Source organism: Nitrospira japonica, from assembly GCF_900169565.1.
GTDB classification, from domain to species: domain Bacteria; phylum Nitrospirota; class Nitrospiria; order Nitrospirales; family Nitrospiraceae; genus Nitrospira_C; species Nitrospira_C japonica_A.
In genome coordinates this window covers 2,049,678-2,067,539 of sequence record NZ_LT828648.1, presented here as the reverse complement: position 1 = coordinate 2,067,539, position 17,862 = coordinate 2,049,678, and the positions used below count along the sequence as shown (strand labels likewise).

Annotated in this window: 18 protein-coding genes; 14 read left to right on the top strand and 4 right to left on the bottom strand. The window is 61.1% G+C overall.

Features of this window, described 5'->3' with window-relative positions; all coding sequences use genetic code 11:
- The first annotated feature begins 18 nt into the window (after nucleotides 1-18).
- The 14 genes from NSJP_RS09930 to NSJP_RS09865 all read left to right on the top strand — a co-directional run bounded on the left by NSJP_RS09930 (nucleotide 19) and on the right by NSJP_RS09865 (nucleotide 14,693).
- On the top strand, nucleotides 19-486 hold the full coding sequence (locus NSJP_RS09930; protein WP_080886752.1) for an IPT/TIG domain-containing protein: 468 nt from the start codon (nucleotides 19-21) through the stop codon (nucleotides 484-486).
- A gap of 164 nt (nucleotides 487-650) precedes the next feature.
- Nucleotides 651-2,069 carry an acetyl-CoA carboxylase biotin carboxylase subunit gene (accC, locus tag NSJP_RS09925; protein WP_080888556.1) on the top strand — a complete coding sequence of 473 codons (1,419 nt, stop codon included), beginning with the start codon at nucleotides 651-653 and terminating at the stop codon, nucleotides 2,067-2,069.
- Between the two features lie 43 nt (nucleotides 2,070-2,112).
- On the top strand, nucleotides 2,113-4,068 hold the full coding sequence (gene oadA, locus NSJP_RS09920; RefSeq protein ID WP_080886751.1) for a sodium-extruding oxaloacetate decarboxylase subunit alpha: 1,956 nt from the start codon (nucleotides 2,113-2,115) through the stop codon (nucleotides 4,066-4,068).
- 81 nt (nucleotides 4,069-4,149) lie between these two features.
- Entirely contained in the window at nucleotides 4,150-5,049 is a 900-nt protein-coding gene (locus NSJP_RS09915; protein ID WP_080886750.1) for an alpha/beta fold hydrolase, read from the top strand.
- Nucleotides 5,046-5,729: a thiol peroxidase gene (gene tpx / locus NSJP_RS09910; protein ID WP_155970057.1), complete on the top strand. Its 684-nt coding sequence runs from the start codon at nucleotides 5,046-5,048 to the stop codon at nucleotides 5,727-5,729. The genes NSJP_RS09915 and tpx overlap by 4 nt, the downstream gene beginning before the upstream one ends.
- A 59-nt stretch (nucleotides 5,730-5,788) precedes the next feature.
- Entirely contained in the window at nucleotides 5,789-7,195 is a 1,407-nt protein-coding gene (sthA, locus tag NSJP_RS09905; RefSeq protein WP_080886749.1) for a Si-specific NAD(P)(+) transhydrogenase, read from the top strand.
- A gap of 71 nt (nucleotides 7,196-7,266) precedes the next feature.
- Nucleotides 7,267-7,935, top strand: a complete 669-nt coding sequence (tenA, locus tag NSJP_RS09900) for a thiaminase II (protein WP_080886748.1) — start codon at nucleotides 7,267-7,269, stop codon at nucleotides 7,933-7,935.
- Nucleotides 7,936-8,331: 396 nt separating this feature from the next.
- Entirely contained in the window at nucleotides 8,332-9,366 is a 1,035-nt protein-coding gene (locus NSJP_RS09895) for a HEAT repeat domain-containing protein (protein WP_080886747.1), read from the top strand.
- Nucleotides 9,363-9,845 (top strand): hypothetical protein, encoded by a 483-nt coding sequence (locus NSJP_RS09890; protein WP_080886746.1) that lies wholly within the window; start codon nucleotides 9,363-9,365, stop codon nucleotides 9,843-9,845. The genes NSJP_RS09895 and NSJP_RS09890 overlap by 4 nt, the downstream gene beginning before the upstream one ends.
- Before the next feature lie 74 nt (nucleotides 9,846-9,919).
- Nucleotides 9,920-10,720, top strand: coding sequence for a bifunctional hydroxymethylpyrimidine kinase/phosphomethylpyrimidine kinase (thiD, locus tag NSJP_RS09885; RefSeq protein ID WP_080886745.1), 801 nt, complete (start codon nucleotides 9,920-9,922; stop codon nucleotides 10,718-10,720).
- Between the two features lie 163 nt (nucleotides 10,721-10,883).
- The gene (locus NSJP_RS09880) at nucleotides 10,884-12,140 is read left to right on the top strand and encodes a cbb3-type cytochrome c oxidase subunit I (RefSeq protein WP_080886744.1); all 1,257 of its coding nucleotides are present in this window, start codon (nucleotides 10,884-10,886) and stop codon (nucleotides 12,138-12,140) included.
- A gap of 53 nt (nucleotides 12,141-12,193) precedes the next feature.
- On the top strand, nucleotides 12,194-12,967 hold the full coding sequence (locus NSJP_RS09875; protein WP_080886743.1) for an alpha/beta hydrolase: 774 nt from the start codon (nucleotides 12,194-12,196) through the stop codon (nucleotides 12,965-12,967).
- An 8-nt stretch (nucleotides 12,968-12,975) separates the two neighbouring features.
- On the top strand, nucleotides 12,976-13,425 hold the full coding sequence (locus tag NSJP_RS09870) for a hypothetical protein (protein ID WP_080886742.1): 450 nt from the start codon (nucleotides 12,976-12,978) through the stop codon (nucleotides 13,423-13,425).
- A gap of 398 nt (nucleotides 13,426-13,823) precedes the next feature.
- On the top strand, nucleotides 13,824-14,693 hold the full coding sequence (locus NSJP_RS09865; protein WP_172834267.1) for a fibronectin type III domain-containing protein: 870 nt from the start codon (nucleotides 13,824-13,826) through the stop codon (nucleotides 14,691-14,693).
- A 142-nt stretch (nucleotides 14,694-14,835) separates the two neighbouring features.
- On the opposite strand, the gene NSJP_RS09860 is transcribed toward NSJP_RS09865, so the two are convergent.
- The 4 genes from NSJP_RS09860 to NSJP_RS09845 all read right to left on the bottom strand — a co-directional run bounded on the left by NSJP_RS09860 (nucleotide 14,836) and on the right by NSJP_RS09845 (nucleotide 17,846).
- Entirely contained in the window at nucleotides 14,836-15,618 is a 783-nt protein-coding gene (locus tag NSJP_RS09860; protein ID WP_155970053.1) for a formylglycine-generating enzyme family protein, read from the bottom strand.
- Between the two features lie 110 nt (nucleotides 15,619-15,728).
- Nucleotides 15,729-16,391, bottom strand: a complete 663-nt coding sequence (locus NSJP_RS09855) for a class I SAM-dependent methyltransferase (protein WP_197685395.1) — start codon at nucleotides 16,389-16,391, stop codon at nucleotides 15,729-15,731.
- A 97-nt stretch (nucleotides 16,392-16,488) separates the two neighbouring features.
- On the bottom strand, nucleotides 16,489-16,977 hold the full coding sequence (locus tag NSJP_RS09850; RefSeq protein ID WP_080886739.1) for an MOSC domain-containing protein: 489 nt from the start codon (nucleotides 16,975-16,977) through the stop codon (nucleotides 16,489-16,491).
- Nucleotides 16,974-17,846, bottom strand: a complete 873-nt coding sequence (locus NSJP_RS09845) for a 50S ribosomal protein L11 methyltransferase (RefSeq protein ID WP_172834266.1) — start codon at nucleotides 17,844-17,846, stop codon at nucleotides 16,974-16,976. Before NSJP_RS09845 ends, NSJP_RS09850 begins: the two co-directional genes overlap by 4 nt.
- Nucleotides 17,847-17,862 lie beyond the last annotated feature (16 nt).

Below are 17,862 nucleotides of genomic sequence, written 5' to 3'. Positions count from 1 at the left end.
TATACCGAAGGAGGTCTTATGCAGACGTGGCGTTCATCGGGGCTCATGATGATGACGCTGGGCGGATTCATATTGCTGGCACCCGTCTCGACGCCTCGGGCGGAAGAGGACGGAAAAGGCGCCATCGTGGAAGGAGCGGGTTTTACGCTCTACGACATGGAATCGATCAAGGGATCCGACGCGGAAAAGCTCGACAAGGATCCGGTCTGCGATCGCAACAAGCGGCCTCGCATCGCCAAAGTTGAACCGGACGAGGCCATGCCCGGCGACAAGGTCGTCATCTCCGGCGAAAATTTCGGCACGAAAGAGTGCTTCCACACGGTGACCTTCAGCGCGTCACCCAAGGCGCCGGTCGAGTATAAATTCGTCAACGACACGACGATCGAGGCGACGGTTCCCGATGCCAAGGCCGGAATGTCGTTCCTGATCATCGTCGCAGGCGGCGGCAGCGCCCAGTCGAAACCCCTCCTGATCAAGTCCAAATAGACCGCAGAGCCCGGAAAATCGCCACGACTTTCCGGGCTCTTTCCGTCGTCCGCTCCCCTCGACTCCCTCGACAGACCTCTTCCACCTATGCTAGCGTACGCGCTCTCTTTACGCCGACCGTCAAGGAATTCTGCGGGCACGGAATTCCGGGAAGCTGGATGAAGATGTTTCGGAAGATTTTGGTGGCCAATCGAGGTGAAATCGCCATGCGCATCATTCGCGCATGCCGCGAGTTGAATATCGCCACCGCCGCCATCTATTCGGAGGCCGACTCCACCGGAATCTACGTCAAGAAAGCCAATGAGGCCTATCTCGTGGGTCCCGGTCCGGTCAAAGGTTTTCTCGACAGTCGCCAGATCGTCGAGTTGGCCCAACGCATCGGGGCCGACGCTATCCATCCAGGATACGGATTTCTCTCTGAAAACGCGCAGTTCGCCGAGCTGTGCGACGCATCAGGCATTACGTTCATCGGTCCGTCCCCCCTGGCCATTACGACCATGGGCAGCAAGGTCAAGGCCCGTGAACTGGCCCACAAGATCGGCGTGCCCATCGTCCCGGGAACAGAGGGTGGAATTACGGACGTCAAAGAAGGACTCGCCTTCGCCAAACAGACCGGGTATCCGGTCATCATCAAAGCCAACGCCGGCGGTGGCGGCCGGGGCCTCCGCGTCGTGCGATCCGACGCCGAACTCCGCGAAAATATGGAAGTCGCTGCGCGAGAAGCCCTGGCTTCATTCGGCGACGGCAGTGTGTTCATCGAAAAATACATCGAGCGGCCCCATCATATCGAGTTTCAAATCCTGGCCGACCGCCACGGCAACATCATCCATCTGGGCGAGCGCGACTGCTCCATTCAGCGCCGTCATCAGAAATTGATCGAGATCGCGCCGTCCCTCGTCCTGACTCCCAAGCTGCGGACCGAGATGGGGAAAGCCGCCACCGCGATCGCCCGAGCGGTCAACTACGACAATGCCGGAACGGTGGAGTTTCTGCTCGACCAGGACGGCCGCTTCTACTTCATCGAAATGAATCCCCGCCTTCAGGTCGAGCATACGGTCACGGAGCAGATCACCGCGATCGACATCGTCCGCAATCAGATCGCCATCGCCGCGGGCAAGCCGCTCGACATTCAACAGAAGGACGTCATTCTCCAGGGGCATGCCATTCAATGCCGCATCAACGCCGAGGATCCGAAGAATAATTTCATGCCCTGCACCGGAATCGTGACGGATTACCTGTCGCCGGGAGGAATCGGGGTCCGGATCGACGGCGCCGTCTATAAAGACTACACCGTTCCGCCCTATTACGACGCCCTGCTCGCCAAACTCACCGTGCGGGGCCGGACCTGGGAAGAGACCGTGAGCCGTATGCGGCGATCGCTCGAGGAATATGTGTTGCGTGGCGTCAAGACGACCATTCCCTTCATGAAAGCGATCATGCAGGATCAGGATTTTCTCGCCGGTCGGTTCGATACCTCCTATCTCGACACGCATCCGGACTTGTACACCTACGACGAAATCGAGCAGCCGGAAGATCTCGTTCTGGCGCTCGCCGCCGCCATTGCGGCCTATGAAGGGCTGTAACCCCTCAGCGCCTTCCGATTGTTCATGATCTAAGCGAGAAGCCATGGCTACGAAACGGTCATCCGGAAAGAAACCGACGCACAAGAAACGTCCGCAAGCTCCTGCGGCCAAGACATCGAAGAAACGCGCCGTTCTGAAACAGGATTGGCCGATTCAGCCGGCGGCGGGCAAGCAGGTGCTCGTGACCGAAGTGGGATTGCGGGACGGGCATCAATGCCTCCTGGCCACGCGGATGCGGACGGAGGACATGCTGCCGATCGCCCAAAAGCTGGATGCGGTCGGATTTTGGTCGTTGGAAGTCTGGGGCGGCGCGACCTTTGACACGTGCCTGCGCTACCTGAAGGAGGATCCTTGGGAGCGGCTGCGGGCGCTGCGCGCCGCAATGCCGAACACCAAGCTGCAGATGCTCCTCCGCGGGCAGAACATCGTCGGGTACCGGCACTATGCGGACGACGTGCTGGACCGGTTCATCGAGCGCTCGGCCGCGAACGGCATCGACGTCTTCCGGATCTTTGATGCGCTCAACGACATTCGCAATCTGGAACGGGCGATCCAGGAGGTGAAGGCCTGCGGCAAGCACGTTGAAGCGGCCATTTCTTATACCGTGAGTCCCGTTCACCGGCTTGAAGGATTCGTCGAGATGGGCAAGCGGCTGGAGGACCTGGGCTCCGACACGATCTGCATCAAGGACATGGCCGGACTCCTGGCCCCGATGGACGCCTACATGCTCGTCAAGAACCTGAAGCAGGCGGTCAGCGTGCCGATCCATCTGCACTCCCACTATACCTCCGGCATGGGCACGATGTCCGCGCTCATGGCCGTCCTGGCCGGTCTCGATATCCTCGACACTGCCATTTCGCCTTTGGCCGGGGGAGCGTCCCATCCTCCGACCGAATCGATCGTCGCCTCTCTCCAGCGGACCCTGTACGACACGAAACTCGATCTCACGGCCCTTCAACCGATCGCGGACCACTTCCGCACCGTGCGACGGAAGTACCGGCAGTTCGAGAGCGACGTCACGGGCGTCGACGCCGAGATTCTCACCTCTCAGATTCCGGGAGGCATGCTGTCCAATCTCGCCGCGCAGCTGTCCGAGCAGAACGCGCTCGACCGCATGAAGGAAGTGCTCGACGAGGTTCCCCGGGTCAGAAAAGACATGGGCTATCCGCCCCTCGTCACGCCGACCAGCCAGATCGTCGGCACCCAGGCAACCCTGAACGTCCTGACCGGCGAGCGTTACAAGGTCATCACGAACGAAACGAAGAACTATTTTCTCGGTCTATATGGCCGGGCGCCTGGACAGGTGGCGCGCGACGTCATGGCCCGTGCGATCGGCGACGAAGAACCGGTCAAGACCAGGCCGGCCGACCGGCTGGAACCGGAACTGGAAGCGACCCGAAAAGAACTGCCCGACTCCGCCACGACGGTCGAGGATCATCTGTCGTTCGTCCTCTTTCCCGCGATCGCCCGCGACTTCTTCGAAGCCCGTGAAAAGGGCGATCTGGTGCCCGAGCCGCTCGAAGCCAACCTCGCAATGGGTCCCGCCGCCGGCGGCGAACTTCATCTGGCTCCGGTGGAATTCAATGTGACCGTGCACGGCGAAACCTATCACGTGAAGGTGTCCGGCTCCGGACGCAAGGTCGACGGACGCAAGCCCTATTACATCCGGGTCAACGACAAGCTCGAGGAGGTCTCCCTCGAAGCGATCCAGGAAGTGCTCGCCGGTACGCCCGAAGCCGCGGAGACGTCGAGCGGAGCGAAGCCCAAACGGCCCAAACCGGTCAAACCAGGCGACGTCGCCCCTCCGATGCCGGGTCGCGTCGTCAAAGTCCTGGTCGCCAAAGACGACCGCGTCTCGACCGGCGATCCCCTGCTCATCATCGAAGCCATGAAGATGGAGAGCCAGGTTCCCGCGCCGATGGACGGCACGGTGACCGCCATTCTGGTCGAGGAAGGGGAGCATGTGAAGACCGACGAAACCATCATCCAACTGGAGTAGGCCATTTCGCCGTTTGGTACCGCCAATCCGGCCCCTGTCGGCCTCTTCCGGATTCTCACTACCCTGCTGTTCTGGCTGCCGATGACCGCCTGCTCATCGCCCGCTCCCATCCCCACCCAGTTCGAGGCGTTCGAACGCATTCCCATCCGCACGGCCTCGGTCCACGGACACAAGATCGCCTATCTCGACGTCGGGCAGGGCGACGCCATGATCCTCCTCCACGGCTTCGGAGGATCCATGTGGCAGTGGGAACATCAACAGCCGGTCCTGGGCCGGCATGTCCGCCTCATTACCCCCGACCTGATTGGCTCCGGACTCTCCGATAAACCCGACATTGCCTACACGACCGGGCAATTGCTCGACTACTTTACGGGGTTCATGGACGCGCTGCACCTGTCCCGCGCCACGCTCGTCGGCAATTCGATGGGGGCCGGACTGGCCATCGGCATGGCCTTGACCCATCCGGAGCGCGTCGACAAACTGATCCTCATCGACGGTCTTCCGAGCCACGTGGCGAGCAAATTGACGAGTCCGACGATCAAGCGGGCGCTGGAATCCCGCGCGCCGGCCTGGATGGTGTCCTTCGGCAACTGGCTCTTCGGCGGATTGATGCTCGAATCGGTGCTGAAGGAGGTCGTTCACGATCCGGCCCTGCTGACACCGGCCGTGCTCGAACGGTCGGATCGGAACCGCCGGCGGCCGGGTCTCATCCCGCCGTTGATGGCCCTTCGGGACAGTCTGCCGGTGTGGGAAACCGATTTCGCTCCGCGCCTCGGAACCTTGACTCATCCGACCTTGATCCTCTGGGGTCAGGAGGACCGAGTCTTCCCCCTTGCCGTCGGCGAAGATTTGCACCGGACCATCCACGGATCGAAACTGGTCACGATTCCCCATGCCGGGCATATTCCGCAATGGGAACAGCCGGAACAGGCGAATCAGGCTATAATGGAATTCCTCACGTCTCGGACCGCAGAGCCATGACCGAACCGGGCATCGTCATGACCGTCCCCCGCATGCGACGACCACTGCTGCTCCTGGCGGCCGGCACCCTCGTCTTGTCAGGCTGCATGGGTTCGGGATCCGGTTCCGTCTTCACGTACAAGAATCTTCCCGTCGCGGATGGAACGGCGCAGACCGGGGAGGGACATACCGTTCTGTACAAGGGCAGTCCCATGGTCCTGACAGGGACCGGCATCAAGACCGGCGACCAGTTGCGCGACGTCAAGGTGGCCCAAGCCGATCTCTCGCTCATCAATATCGCGGAAACCAAGGGCAAGGGCAGGGTCCGCATCATCAGCGTCGTGCCTTCATTGGACACCAAGGTCTGCGAACAGCAGACGCACATTCTCAGCGGGCAGAACAAGGGGCTGGACCGGATGGTCGAACTGATTACCGTCAGCATCGATACACCGTTCGCCCAGAAGCGCTTTGCGACCGACGCCAAGATCGCCAACGTCACGTTTCTGTCCGATTACCGAAGCGCCGATTTCGGCAAGACCTATGGGCTGCTGTTGAAGGATCCCCACATCCTGGCACGGGCCGTCATGGTGGTGGATCCGCACAACAAGGTCCGCTACATCCAGGTGCCCCCCGAACTGGGCCAACTGCCGGACATGGAAGAAGCCTTTAACGTGGCGCGGTCGCTAATCACGGCAAATTGACCACGGGGAATCGCACCCACGACACCGGCCTGACACCTCAACGCGAACCAAGGCACCCGATGAGTCGCTACGACCTCCTGGTGATCGGCACTGGTCCGGCGGGACAGAAAGCGGCCGTACAGGCCGCCAAACTCGGCAAAAAAGTCGGGATCGTGGAGCGCAAGGTCGTCGTCGGCGGCGTCTGCATCAACACCGGAACCATTCCAAGCAAGTCTCTCCGCGAGGCGGTCCTCTATCTGTCCGGCTTTCGCCAACGGAGCATCTATGGGGCCGACTACCGCTTGAAGACGGCCATTACCATCGAAGACCTTGCGTTTCGCACCAATCACGTCATCAAGAACGAAATCGGGATCGTCGAGAACCAGATGACGCGGAACCGCGTGGACATGATCTATGGAACCGCCAGTTTTGTCGATTCCCACCGGCTCCGCGTCACGCAAGCCGGCGGAGGATCGGTCGAGTTTGAGGCCGACTTCATCGTCATCGCCGTGGGATCGGAACCGGCCAAACCGGACGACGTCCCCTTCGACCACGAATCGATCATCGACACCGATGAGTTGTTGACGCTCAAGCACATACCCCAGTCCATCGTCATCGTCGGGGGAGGAGTCATCGGGACGGAGTACGCCTCGATGCTGGCGGCCCTGGGCGTACCCGTCATCCTGATCGACAAACGTCCTCGGCTCCTGGAATTCGTGGATGCGGAGATCATTGATGCGTTGCAACAACAGATGAAGGAGATCGGCGTCACGCTCTACCACAATGAGGAAGTCGTCTCGATCCATAAACAGCAGGACGGCCTGATTCACGTCCAGCTCCGGCATGCCGGCCCGATCGCGGCGGCCACGCTCATGTATGCGATCGGCCGCGTCGGAGCGACCCAGGATCTCAATCTCGGCGCGGTGGGCATTACGCCGGACGCGCGCGGACGCGTGAGCGTCAACGAACACTTTCAAACGGCGATTCCCCATATCTATGCGGTCGGGGACGTGATCGGGTTTCCCGCCCTGGCCTCCACGTCGATGCAACAGGGCCGTCACGCGTCCTGCCACGCCTTCGGAGCTCCCGACGGGACCGATACCGAGCTGCTTCCCTATGGGATCTACTCCATCCCGGAAATCTCCATGGTGGGACGCAACGAAGAAGATCTCGCAAAGGCGGACATTCCGTACGGCATCGGCATCGCCCGCTATCGTGAAATCGCGAGGGGCCAAATCATCGGCGACGAAACCGGCTTGCTCAAGCTGCTGTTTCACCGGCAGACCCGCCAACTTCTCGGCGTCCATGCGATCGGAGAAGGAGCGACCGAGTTGATTCATATCGGACAAGCCGTCATGGCCTACCGGGGGCAGATCAACTACTTCGTCGATACCGTCTTTAACTATCCGACGCTGGCCGAATGCTACAAGGTCGCCGCGCTCGACGGCATCAATCGTTTGCCGAGGCCCTGGGTGCCGGTCACATAGTCCGAATTGCCTGACGAGCCGCGGAATGACCGCGTCGGCGACGTTCCGTCGAATTGGGAAAGGAGTCCTTCATGTCGTTCAGCGATCATCTCCGCAGGCTCGCCGAGCCGATCTGGACCGCGCAACTCTCACACCCATTCGTGGTGGCGCTGGGTAACGGCACCTTGCACCAGCGTAAATTCCGCTACTACATCCTGCAGGATGCGCGTTTCCTCGGCGACCTGTCCCGCGTATTCGCCGCCGGCGCCTTGCGCGCGCCGGACTCGGACTCGGCATTGCGATTCGCCAAGCTGGCGGAGGATACCATCACCGTCGAACGCAGCCTGCACGAGAACTATGGAACCGGGTGGAAAATAACCGCCCGCGCCATGGCCTCCGTTCCGATGGCTCCGACGAATTACGCCTATACGCGTCACATGCTCGCGGTCGCCGCCTCCGGCACGGCGGCCGAAATTGCCGTGGTGGCGCTGCCTTGCGCCTGGATCTATTACGTCGTGGGCCGGCATCTTTTGCGGAAAGGCCCGCCTCCGAACACCCATCCCTATCGGAATTGGCTCATGCTCTATGCCTCTCCGGAATTTGCCGACGTGCAGCGGTGGATGAGACGCCAGGTCGATCGCTGGGCGAAAACGGCCGGACAGGAAGAGCGGCGCAGAATGGAAGAGTCCTTCGTGATCAGCTCGCGCTACGAATGGATGTTCTGGGAAATGGCCTGGACTGAGGAGCAGTGGCCGGTGTAGCGGGCAGGGAATCCAGCGACTGTCGGCTCCGACATTGCGGCTCGACCGCACTAAGCCCAACGTCTGCTCGGCTGTGCAACTTGTTGCGTTCGATGCTTCACATGAACGCAACTTCGAACAGTGCTCGCCGTCCGCCGAGCGGACCACATCCGTTCGGCAAGTGCGGTGACCCGAGCCTCCATGCAAGTCGCCGGTCAGCCGCTGAATTCCATGAAAGTTTGGGAAATCGCACCGGCCAAGAAAGTGTGAGGAGAGAAGAAAGGATTACTGATGCGCGCGGCAACCCCCCAACAGCGTTCTGATAACGCTTCGAAACCCTCCCGTCCCTAGCAGATTGTAATGGCGTAGGCACCGGCCACAAGCTGAAGGGAGAGTAAAGAACGTGCGGAAGGCTGTGTGAACAAGGATCAGGCCGTTTCTCCTACCATTCTCACTCCGCGACAGATCGCGGGGCATGTCGTTGCCTTGCTGGTCGGTGCAAGCCTGTTGGCACTGACGTTCTGGCTGCACACCGGCTCACGGGCCGTGCCGGGCCTTATCCGGGACTTGCAGAGCCAGGACCTGCAGACCGAGATGCTGGCGGCACAAGGACTCTCGGAATTGAAGGCGGATGCGTATCCCGCCGCATCTCTGCTCGTCGATCATGCCTTACACCATCCTAACTGGAGCATGCGGTTTGCGGCGGCATCCGCGCTCCGCTCCATAGACCTTCAGGCCGCTCGCCAAGTCATGCACGATTCCCTTCCGGGGTTGGGCGATTCGGACGCGGAGGTCAGACGCCACACCTGCGCCTTGCTCGGTGGGCTGGGACTTCTCGCAAAGCCGGTTGTGCCGGCGCTGGTCAAAATGCTGGCGGACGAAGACGACCTCACTCGGGAACGAGCGATCGAAGCGCTCGGCGCGATCGGCGTTCCGCAGGCCGACGTATCAACCGCGCTGACCACGGCTCTGTTTGATCGGGCGCCCGGCGTGCGGCATCGAGCCGTCTCTCTGTTCGCCTTCGCCGTTCCAATCCCGACGACCGCGCTCGTCCCGCTGGCCGGTTTACAGAAGGATCCCGACAAAGCCGTGGCCTCGCTGGCGCGAATCGCATTGGACCGCGGCGGCGGCGTCCATCGCACCGACGTCCAGATGCTCATGGCGCGATTGCAGCGCAGGAACGATCGGGAGGAGGCATTGCAGCGTCTCGCCAGGCTGGGGCCCCCGGCGGCGGAAGCGGTTCCAGCCATCGTCCCGCTCCTCGACGACCGTCTCCCCCTGCATCGTTACCTGGCGGTCGAAACGCTCGAGGCCATCGGCCCCGGCGCCGCGCACGTGCTACCCGCCCTTCGGCGACTCCTTGACGACCCGGACCCGATCGTTCGCGAAGCCGTGGCGGTCGCCCTGCGATCAATCGAGTCAGCGACGCCCGCCACCGGAGCAACCCCGTGAGCGAAACCGTCTCGCATTCCAGGTTCCGCCGGACGACCGTAATCCTCTACTGGGCTTGCATTGGCCTGGGCCTGACTATCCCCTGGTTCGCCGTCATCCTGGTCGATCTGCTTAAACATCGCCAGTCGATCGGACAAGCACTGCATCAGTGGCGGATCCACCTGTTTGCGCCGGGCTATAATCTATTCCTTGTCGGGCTGTTGAATGCCGTTCCATTCGTCCTCCTGGCCCTTTTCCTGCTGCTCCATCTGGGCCGGACCTCGAGTCACTCGTTCCCGCTGGCCGGACGGCGCATGTTGGGCGTGACGACGGCCGCTCTTGCGGCAATCGGCCTGAGCGCCTGGGTCCAGTTTTCCACTCTATGGTTTCCCGACGCACAAGGCGCCCTCGCGTATATCTTTCTCCCCATCGGACTCACCGGACTGCTGCCGGTCGGCTACGCCGTGGGACGAGTCCTCGGCCGTCTGCTGGTTCGCTGAACGACATGCTCCTTGCTAGACAGGCCCGGTGCCCTGAGCTATAAAGACATCCGATTCTCTCATTTGGACTTCCTATGAACACGACGCTCAAACAAGTCCTGACGATCGCCGGATCCGACTCCGGCGGAGGAGCCGGCATCCAGGCGGACATCAAGGCGATGTCGGCCAACGGCGTCTTTGCCATGTCCGTCATCACGGCCATTACGGCTCAAAACACCCAGGAGGTGACGGACGTGTTTGAACTTCCCACGTCCATCATCGCCGCGCAGATCGACGCTGTGTTCGACGACTTCGACGTGGCGGGCGTCAAGATCGGAATGCTGTCTTCCGCCGCCGTCATCGACGTCGTGGCCCGGCTTCTGAATCCCCAGAAGGTTGCCAATCTGGTGGTCGACCCGGTGATGATTTCGAAAACCGGACACCCCCTTCTGAAGCCGGACGCGATCGAAGCCTTGAAGACGCAGTTGTTCCCGCTCGCCTTGCTCGTCACGCCGAACATCCACGAGGCGCAACAACTGTCCGGCATCGAAATCAAATCGTTGGCAGACGCGCGCCGGGCTGCAAAAGTGATTCACGGATTCGGCTGCCGGCACGTCTTGATCAAAGGCGGTCACCTGATCACGGAGCGGGGCACCGATCTGCTCTACGACGGTCGTTTTTTCCACGTGTTTCGGAGCCCGTTCATCGAAACTCCCCACACCCACGGAACCGGCTGCACCTTTGCTTCGGCCATCACCGCGCAACTGGCCCGGGGCAAAGCGCTCAATGACGCAATCCAAACCGCAAAAAATTATCTGACCGAAGCCATCCGGCACGGCTTGGCGATCGGCCATGGCCATGGCCCGACCAATCATTTCTATTTTCTGGATAACTGACAGGATGTTGAAAAAGTCCGCCAGCTTTTTGGACATCCTGCGTGCCATTCTGCCTCAATCAGAGAGCCTGATTGTCTCGGCATTGCTGGCGTCACACAATAGTTCTTCAACAACCTACTAGCGATCGATGGCCTTCCCAGCCTGCCGCCCCCTGACGTTCATCATGACCGGATTTGGCTGGCTGCTGCTCGCCTCGTTGCTGGGGATGGCCTCGCTGATCGGATTGGTCCGCGGCACTCCGCTGCCGCCCGGACTGAGACTGGTGCATGTGCACGGCGCCTTGGTCGGCGGCGTCGCGCAGATGATCATGGGGGCCATGCTGACTTTTGTGTCCACGCTGTTGATGACCGGCCGGGACCGGCGGGACTCTCATCCCGTGCTCTTCGCCGCCATGAACGGCGGCGCCCTGGCGCTGGTTTTAGGATTTGGGTTCCGCAATTATCAGGTGGTGGCCGCGGCAGGCTGTGTTGTACTCGCGGCCTTCTTCTGGGTGGGCCGAGACACCTGGCAACAGGCACGCCGAAGCGTCAACCGGCCGCCGCTGAATGTCTGGTACTACGCGTTGGCCTTGGCGGCACTGGCGGGCGGGCTCGCGCTGGGCATCGGCATGGCGGCGCAGGTCATTCAGCCGGCCTGGACCGGCTCGGCCAGGCTGGTCCACCTGCATTTAAACCTCATGGGATTCGTCACGGTAACGATCGTCGGTACGATGCACAACCTGCTTCCGACGATCCTGCAACAGCCGCTTCACAACCCGCGCCTTTCCAGGCTCGTGTTTTTCCTGCTGCCGGCAGGCATCGCGGTGCTGATCAGCGGGTTTGCCCTTTCTTCCCTCTCCATCGAGTTCATCGGCGGCACCGCGCTCGCCCTCGCAGTATGTCTCTATGCCTTCAACCTGTTTGCCACCTGGCGAGCTTCCAGCCGTCCGGGTGATGCCGCATCGGACCATCTGTTGACCGCGACGTTCTTCCTGGTCTTGGCCGTGTTCATGGGATTGCTGGTCGCAGCCAATTACCTGGGAGAGCATCCCTTCCTGCCGTTCGGCACGCTCCATCTCGTAGCCTATACACATACGGCGCTGACCGGGTTCGTCCTGCAGACGATTTTCGGCGCACTCTCCCATTTGGTCCCGGTGACGCTTGCCGCGCATCGGGTCGCCAGCAACAAGAAACGCGGCCCCTACCTCGACATGCTCATCCGCATCATGAATCGATGGCGCGTCGCGCAAGTCGTCGGCTTGAGCATGGGAACAGCGGGGCTTGGCCTGGTGGCTTCACTCACGTGGACGGCACCGCTCGGTTCCGTCGTTGTCCAGACTGCGGTGTGGGTCACATTTGGCCTGTTCCTGACGTCGCTCACGCTCTTCTCGGTCAAACTTGCCTGGGTCTTCAGCACCCGGGCCGGCAAGGACACGGCGTGACCCGAGACGGCGCCTGTGGCCCGTCGCTAGTACCTTGAAACGGATACAATGAGATGGAAGAAACGATAACGATTCAGGACGACCTGGGACATCACGTATCCGCGGTCCTCAGCTCGCCGGTGCAAGCTCGTGGCACAGTAGTGCTTTGCCACGGGTTTCTCTCCAACAAACACAGCACCACCAATAAAACCTTGACCCGCCTGTTCAATGAGCAGGGCTTCGCGACCTTTCGATTCGATTTCTTCGGTCACGGCGAGAGCGACGGCCGTTTCGAGGACATCACCGTCTCGCTGGCGCTCGGCCAAGCCAAAGCCGCGGTGGATTTCGTGGCCGCCCGCGGCCATGGTCCCATCGGCCTGGTGGGGTCGAGCTTCGGCGGATTAGTCGCAATCCTGGCGGTCGCCGAACGGCCGGCGATCTCCTGCTTGGGGCTCAAGTGCCCGGTAGTGGATTTTGCCGAAGAGCTTCGCTTAGAATTTGGCGTGGAAGAATTGGCCCGCTGGAAGGATACGGACAGGGTTCCGGACATTCATGGAGGTCCGAACCGCATGCGGCTCAACTATCGCCTGTATGAGGACAGCCTCGTGCGCGTGGCCTATGAGCCGGCAACCCGTATCACCGCCCCGACCCTGATCGTGCAAGGCGATTGCGACGAGTTGGTGCCGCTCCATCAAAGCCGGCAATTGATGGACGCGTTACAGGGACCCAAGCGGCTTGACCTTCTGCCCGGTGCGGACCATCAGTTCAGCAGGGGCGAGGATTTTCGCACCATGACGACCGCCATCGCCGATTGGCTGATTCTGCATCTTGCCCCACCGCGAGTTTAGGACGTTCCATGCTGTCGGAAGGCGTTCAGCAGGTTTTGACGGTCATCTATCCCCTGTACAAAGACGAGGTCTATAAACGCCGTGAGCAGATGATGCGCCTGACGGCGCTGGGCTCGTTCGGGCTCATCGCGATGCTGTTCGCTCTCCTCCTCAGTCCCCAAAAGCACCGGATGTCCTCGGCTGAGACCGTCTTGTTGGGAGTCGTGGGCCTGACCTGGTGCGGTCTATTTTGCGCGCTGGTCTTGCAGCAACAATACCGGCATCGGTTGGCCAAACAGGTGCTGATCCAGATTGAACAGGCCCTGGGCTTCTACGAAGAAGGCTTGATCGTCGAGAATCAGACCCTGTACCCGGATAGCTGGAAAACCGCGTGGCTGGGCGATCGCAGCGGGACGTTCTATCTCTCCGTACTTTCTCTCTTGACCCTCCTCCTCCTTGTTGCGCTCCTTCTGGATTGACGACCAATCCGTTCGTATTGGTACTTCTCGCAGGCGCTTTCCTCCACGGGGACCCATCCGCGTCGCGGCTGTCATAAAGCCATCATTTGCGACCGAATGGGAATTTTCGCGTCAAATTGCAGACTTCCGTGTCAGAGCGATGACACAGCTGTTTCGGCTCCGTCAGACAGAGATTCGGCACGCTCATTGCGATGACCGCGTGAAACGAACTCGGGACATCTCCGCACATGATCACCTGCCGAGCCCGAAATCTATTCTCAATCAAGACGCCGACCTTGCGCGATCTGGTGGCTTGTCTGGCCATCCTTTCGGCCGCGGCACCGGCGTTTGGAGCTGACCCCGCGGTAGGAACACGTCACAGCTTGATTCTCAGGCCAGTCGCCGAGAAGATGCGTGCCATGGCGTCCGTTTCATCCCTGGAAAATCAGGCTGATCCCGGCGCTGCCAGTGCACCATCTGCGTCTTTGCCTCGCAAGCTAGCCAAGTATCCCGCTGTCGAACGGATCCAGGTGATCGCCGAAACCCAAACCACGACCCCGGGCTCTGCCCGGCAAAGCCAGTCTCAAACCAATTCAATCCCGGCTGTCCAACCCGTTCCGGTCGTCTCGGTTGGACCCGGTCAGAGGCCGGCCAGCGCTATCAACCTCTCCAGCACGTCCCGAACTGTTCCTATTGCCGCAGCGGGTCCGATCCAAGCGGCTCAGCAACCTATGGCGGTTGCGCATCCGGTCCAACCGATCGCGGCGAGCGGGACCGGATCGAGCAACGGATACGGCGGCTCGCGCGCCGCGCTGAACCTCTTCAACATCCGTGGTCTGGTGAATCTGGTTCACGCTCCCCTGCCTCCGGTCGTCACCCCGTCGAGCACTGCTCCGACAGCCCCCAAGTCGACGCCCCAGACGGCCCCGAGCACATCTTCCAATCCCCCGCCAAGCTCTTCGTCCGGTGGCTCGACGCCAAATCCCCAGACCAGCACCCCTTCGTCGAACCAGCCGTCCAACGCACCGGCCCCTGTCCAGAAAACGGGCAATGCGATTCTGTCTTGGAATATCGGCACGGAGAACGACCTGGCAGGCTACAAAGTCTACGTCGGGACCAGGTCCGGGACCTACAGCTATCCGGGTTCGCCCTTCACGATCGGCCGAGTCACCACGTACACGCTCAATAACCTACCGCAGGGACAGACGTACTACTTTGCCCTATCCGCCTACGACAACGCGGGGAATACAAGCGGGCTGTCCGCCGAAGTCCACAAGAGTATCTACTGAGCAAGACCCTTCCGTGGGTACCCGTAGCGTCTGCAGCGAGAGGGGACTGACACCCTTTCCCGCGTCCGCGCGGTGTCTGTCCCCTTTGAGATAAGGGCGGAATGGAAGGGTGGGTGAGAAGACCGTCTATTTCAGCGTCTTGTTATTTGGCGCAGCGGAAGCCGGTATAGCTGTTCCTTGTCTCCGGCGGAAGTTTGAACCGTCCGTAGGTGAGCAAATACTTGGGGAGATCAGACCAGGAGCCGCCTCGCAGTACTTTGAATTGCCCCTGATCCGGACCGGTCGGATTACGATCGGATGACAGCTCGTAGTAGTTCGCCCCGTACCAATCCTGCACCCATTCGTAGACATTGCCCGCCATCTGCAAGGCGCCGAACGGACTCTTCCCGCGCTCGTATGAATGGACCGGCATGAGGACTTGGCTGTAACTGAATCGAGCTCCGAGCGCGAAATTGGCCAGATCCGGAACAGGGCCTTGATTGCCCCACGGATAGAGACGACCGTCGGTCCCTCGCGCGGCCTTTTCCCATTCTGCTTCAGTCGGCAGCCGTTTCCCCCTCCACCGGCAGTAGGCGTCCGCATCGGCCCAGTCCACGCCGATCACGGGACGATCACCGTGACGGGAGAGCTCGACCGTTTCCCACTGCCAGGGCGCTGGGCGTCCGGAGGCCTTCAGAAACTCGGCATAGTGAGCCGTCGTAACCTCATGCACATCGATGGAGAAGGCCGCAAGCCAGGGCCGATGGGCCGGCCGCTCGTCTTCCAGCGCCTGCGTCCCGTCGGCACCCATGACAAACTCACCTTCCGTCACCGCCACCATTGGAGTATCGGGCACCGGTACAGCGACGGCATCTTTGGACTTGCGAAGCCGGTCGAGCTGGGCGTCGGCAATCTCATAAACCGAGACGAGCCTTTCACCAGGCAAGGCCGCACGGGAATTCGCTGAAAGACGACCGGGAACGCCGTTCGGGACGGGATGCGCTTCAGCGCGACGGGGCTGGATGGGTGGGACAGATATCGTTTTCCTCCTCCTGATCAATGGATGATGCCCCCGACCACCCAATGACGATCATCCACGACGTCGATCAGGAGGCGGGTCAAGTTCATGCGGGCCAGCTGGGACGTGATTTCATCCTCGGTGAAGGCGGCGAGCAGTGAATTATAGAAGTCGCGGCGCAAGACGTCCGGTTCGCCGGACGCGTAACGATCGACGATCACTCGGGCTTCTTCCGGGGAATCCGGCCTCAGGAGATCCATGACGAGCACAGGGGAGCCGGGCTTCACGAGTTGCCGCAGCTTGTTCCAGAATTGAAGCGGGTTGGGCAGATGATGCAGCAGGCTGTTGGACACCGCCGCCTCGACGATATTGGCCCCGGCCAGACGTTCGAACCGTTCGCATTGGAAGGCAATCCGATCCTGCAATCCTTCTGATTGAACGGCACGCTCTGCAAACCGGATCATGGGCGCCGACGCATCGATTCCGGTCACGCGGCACCCGGGAAAGGCCTTCGCCAGCCTGATCGGAATATCACCGGGACCGCATCCGAGGTCGAGGATATGACCCGCCGTGAAGTCTGGGAAGTACTCCTTAAACCGATCGACGAATCCCTGATTCTCCTCGGCAAAGTCGGCATTGGCGTAGGCGACGACTTGCTCGTCGTCTTCCATCAGCTCTGGTTCCAGAATACGATCCATCATTCACACTCCACGAGTGTATGGCTGGTCGCAAATAGCACGTGCGCGAAGCATGCAGTCCCGGGAGCCGCTTCCTGCTCTTGCCATACGCCATCGGCCATCAGCGCTTCAGAATCTCAACGGCATCGCCAGGCCTGACGACACCGCTTTGCAGCACACGGGCATAAAGACGGCTCCATCCCGGATTGTTGTTCTGGTGAATCCGGCTGATGTCCCGGTCACGGAACCATTGGGCGTTCAGTTCGCACGGGGCACAATAGCTGGCAATCTCCAACTCGACCTCCGGTCCGATCCTGAGCTTGGCTCCCGGTCCCAAGCCGGACCATTCAAGTCCGGCCAACGTCAGATTTTCACCCGAAGAACCGGGATCGATAGGATGGCCTTCATCCTGGAGTCGTTCGATCAGATCGAGCGAATACAAACAGACCGCCCGCTCGGGTCCGCCGTGAAGCTTTCGATTACGCTGCGCATCACCCGCCAGGCCGTCCTTCCCCACGAAAGCTTCAAGCAGGGGATGTTTGGGAATCCCTCCGTCGGAGACGTTGATCTGATGCACATGTGGATAAGACGGGCTGCTCGATCCGTTCATGATTCCGGTCCGTCGCAGGCGTCGGCACGAAGAAATTCCACGGCCGTCCAACCATCAAGCTCGCGCACCCCGCCCTGGTACAATCCGGCGCGCGCAAACCCCTCGGCAATCTCCCCGCGTTGATCGACCAACAGGCCCGAGACGAGCAACCTGCGTCCGGTTGCCACCGCCAATTCGTCAGTCAAGCTCGTCAAGGTGGCGGCGTCCAGATTTGCAAGGACGAGGTCGAACCGTTCTCCCCGCGCCAGAGTTCCGCAACCCAGCGTGAGCTCCTCACCGAACCGGTTATCGCGCGCATAGTCCTGTGCGCATTCGACGGCGACAGGATCGTCGTCGAACCCAACCGCCCGCACGGCGCCGAGCCGTAGCGCGACCATGGCCAGAATTCCGCTGCCGGTCCCCACGTCGAGCACGGTCGCTCCATCCAGAGCCAGCGTTTCGAGCCATTCCAGCAACATCCTGGTCGTGGCATGATGACCGGTCCCGAAGGCTTGTTTGGGATCGAGCACGATTTCAACGTGATCGGCCTGGACCTCCGCCGCTTCCCAACTCGGCCGAATGACGATACGCCGGCCGATCCTAAGCGGCTTGACCGATTCGGCCCATTGGCGGTTCCAATCCTGATGGGGCAGCGAATCGATCCGAATCTCCGGAAGCAGTTGCTCTTCTCCGCGCAGCCGGCGCAGCGTGAGCCTCACCCGATCCAACCGCTCGGAAGACCATCGAAGAGTCGGCCAGTAAAGATGCAGCGACTCGCCGTCTTCCCACACGCCGCCGACGTCCGGATCGTCGAGCAGTCCCAAAAATTCACTGGCGGCGGGACAGGAGAGGATTCGTACGTCTATCCAGTCGGAAGGCGTTGACGGCATGTCGGGCTTCCAGTAA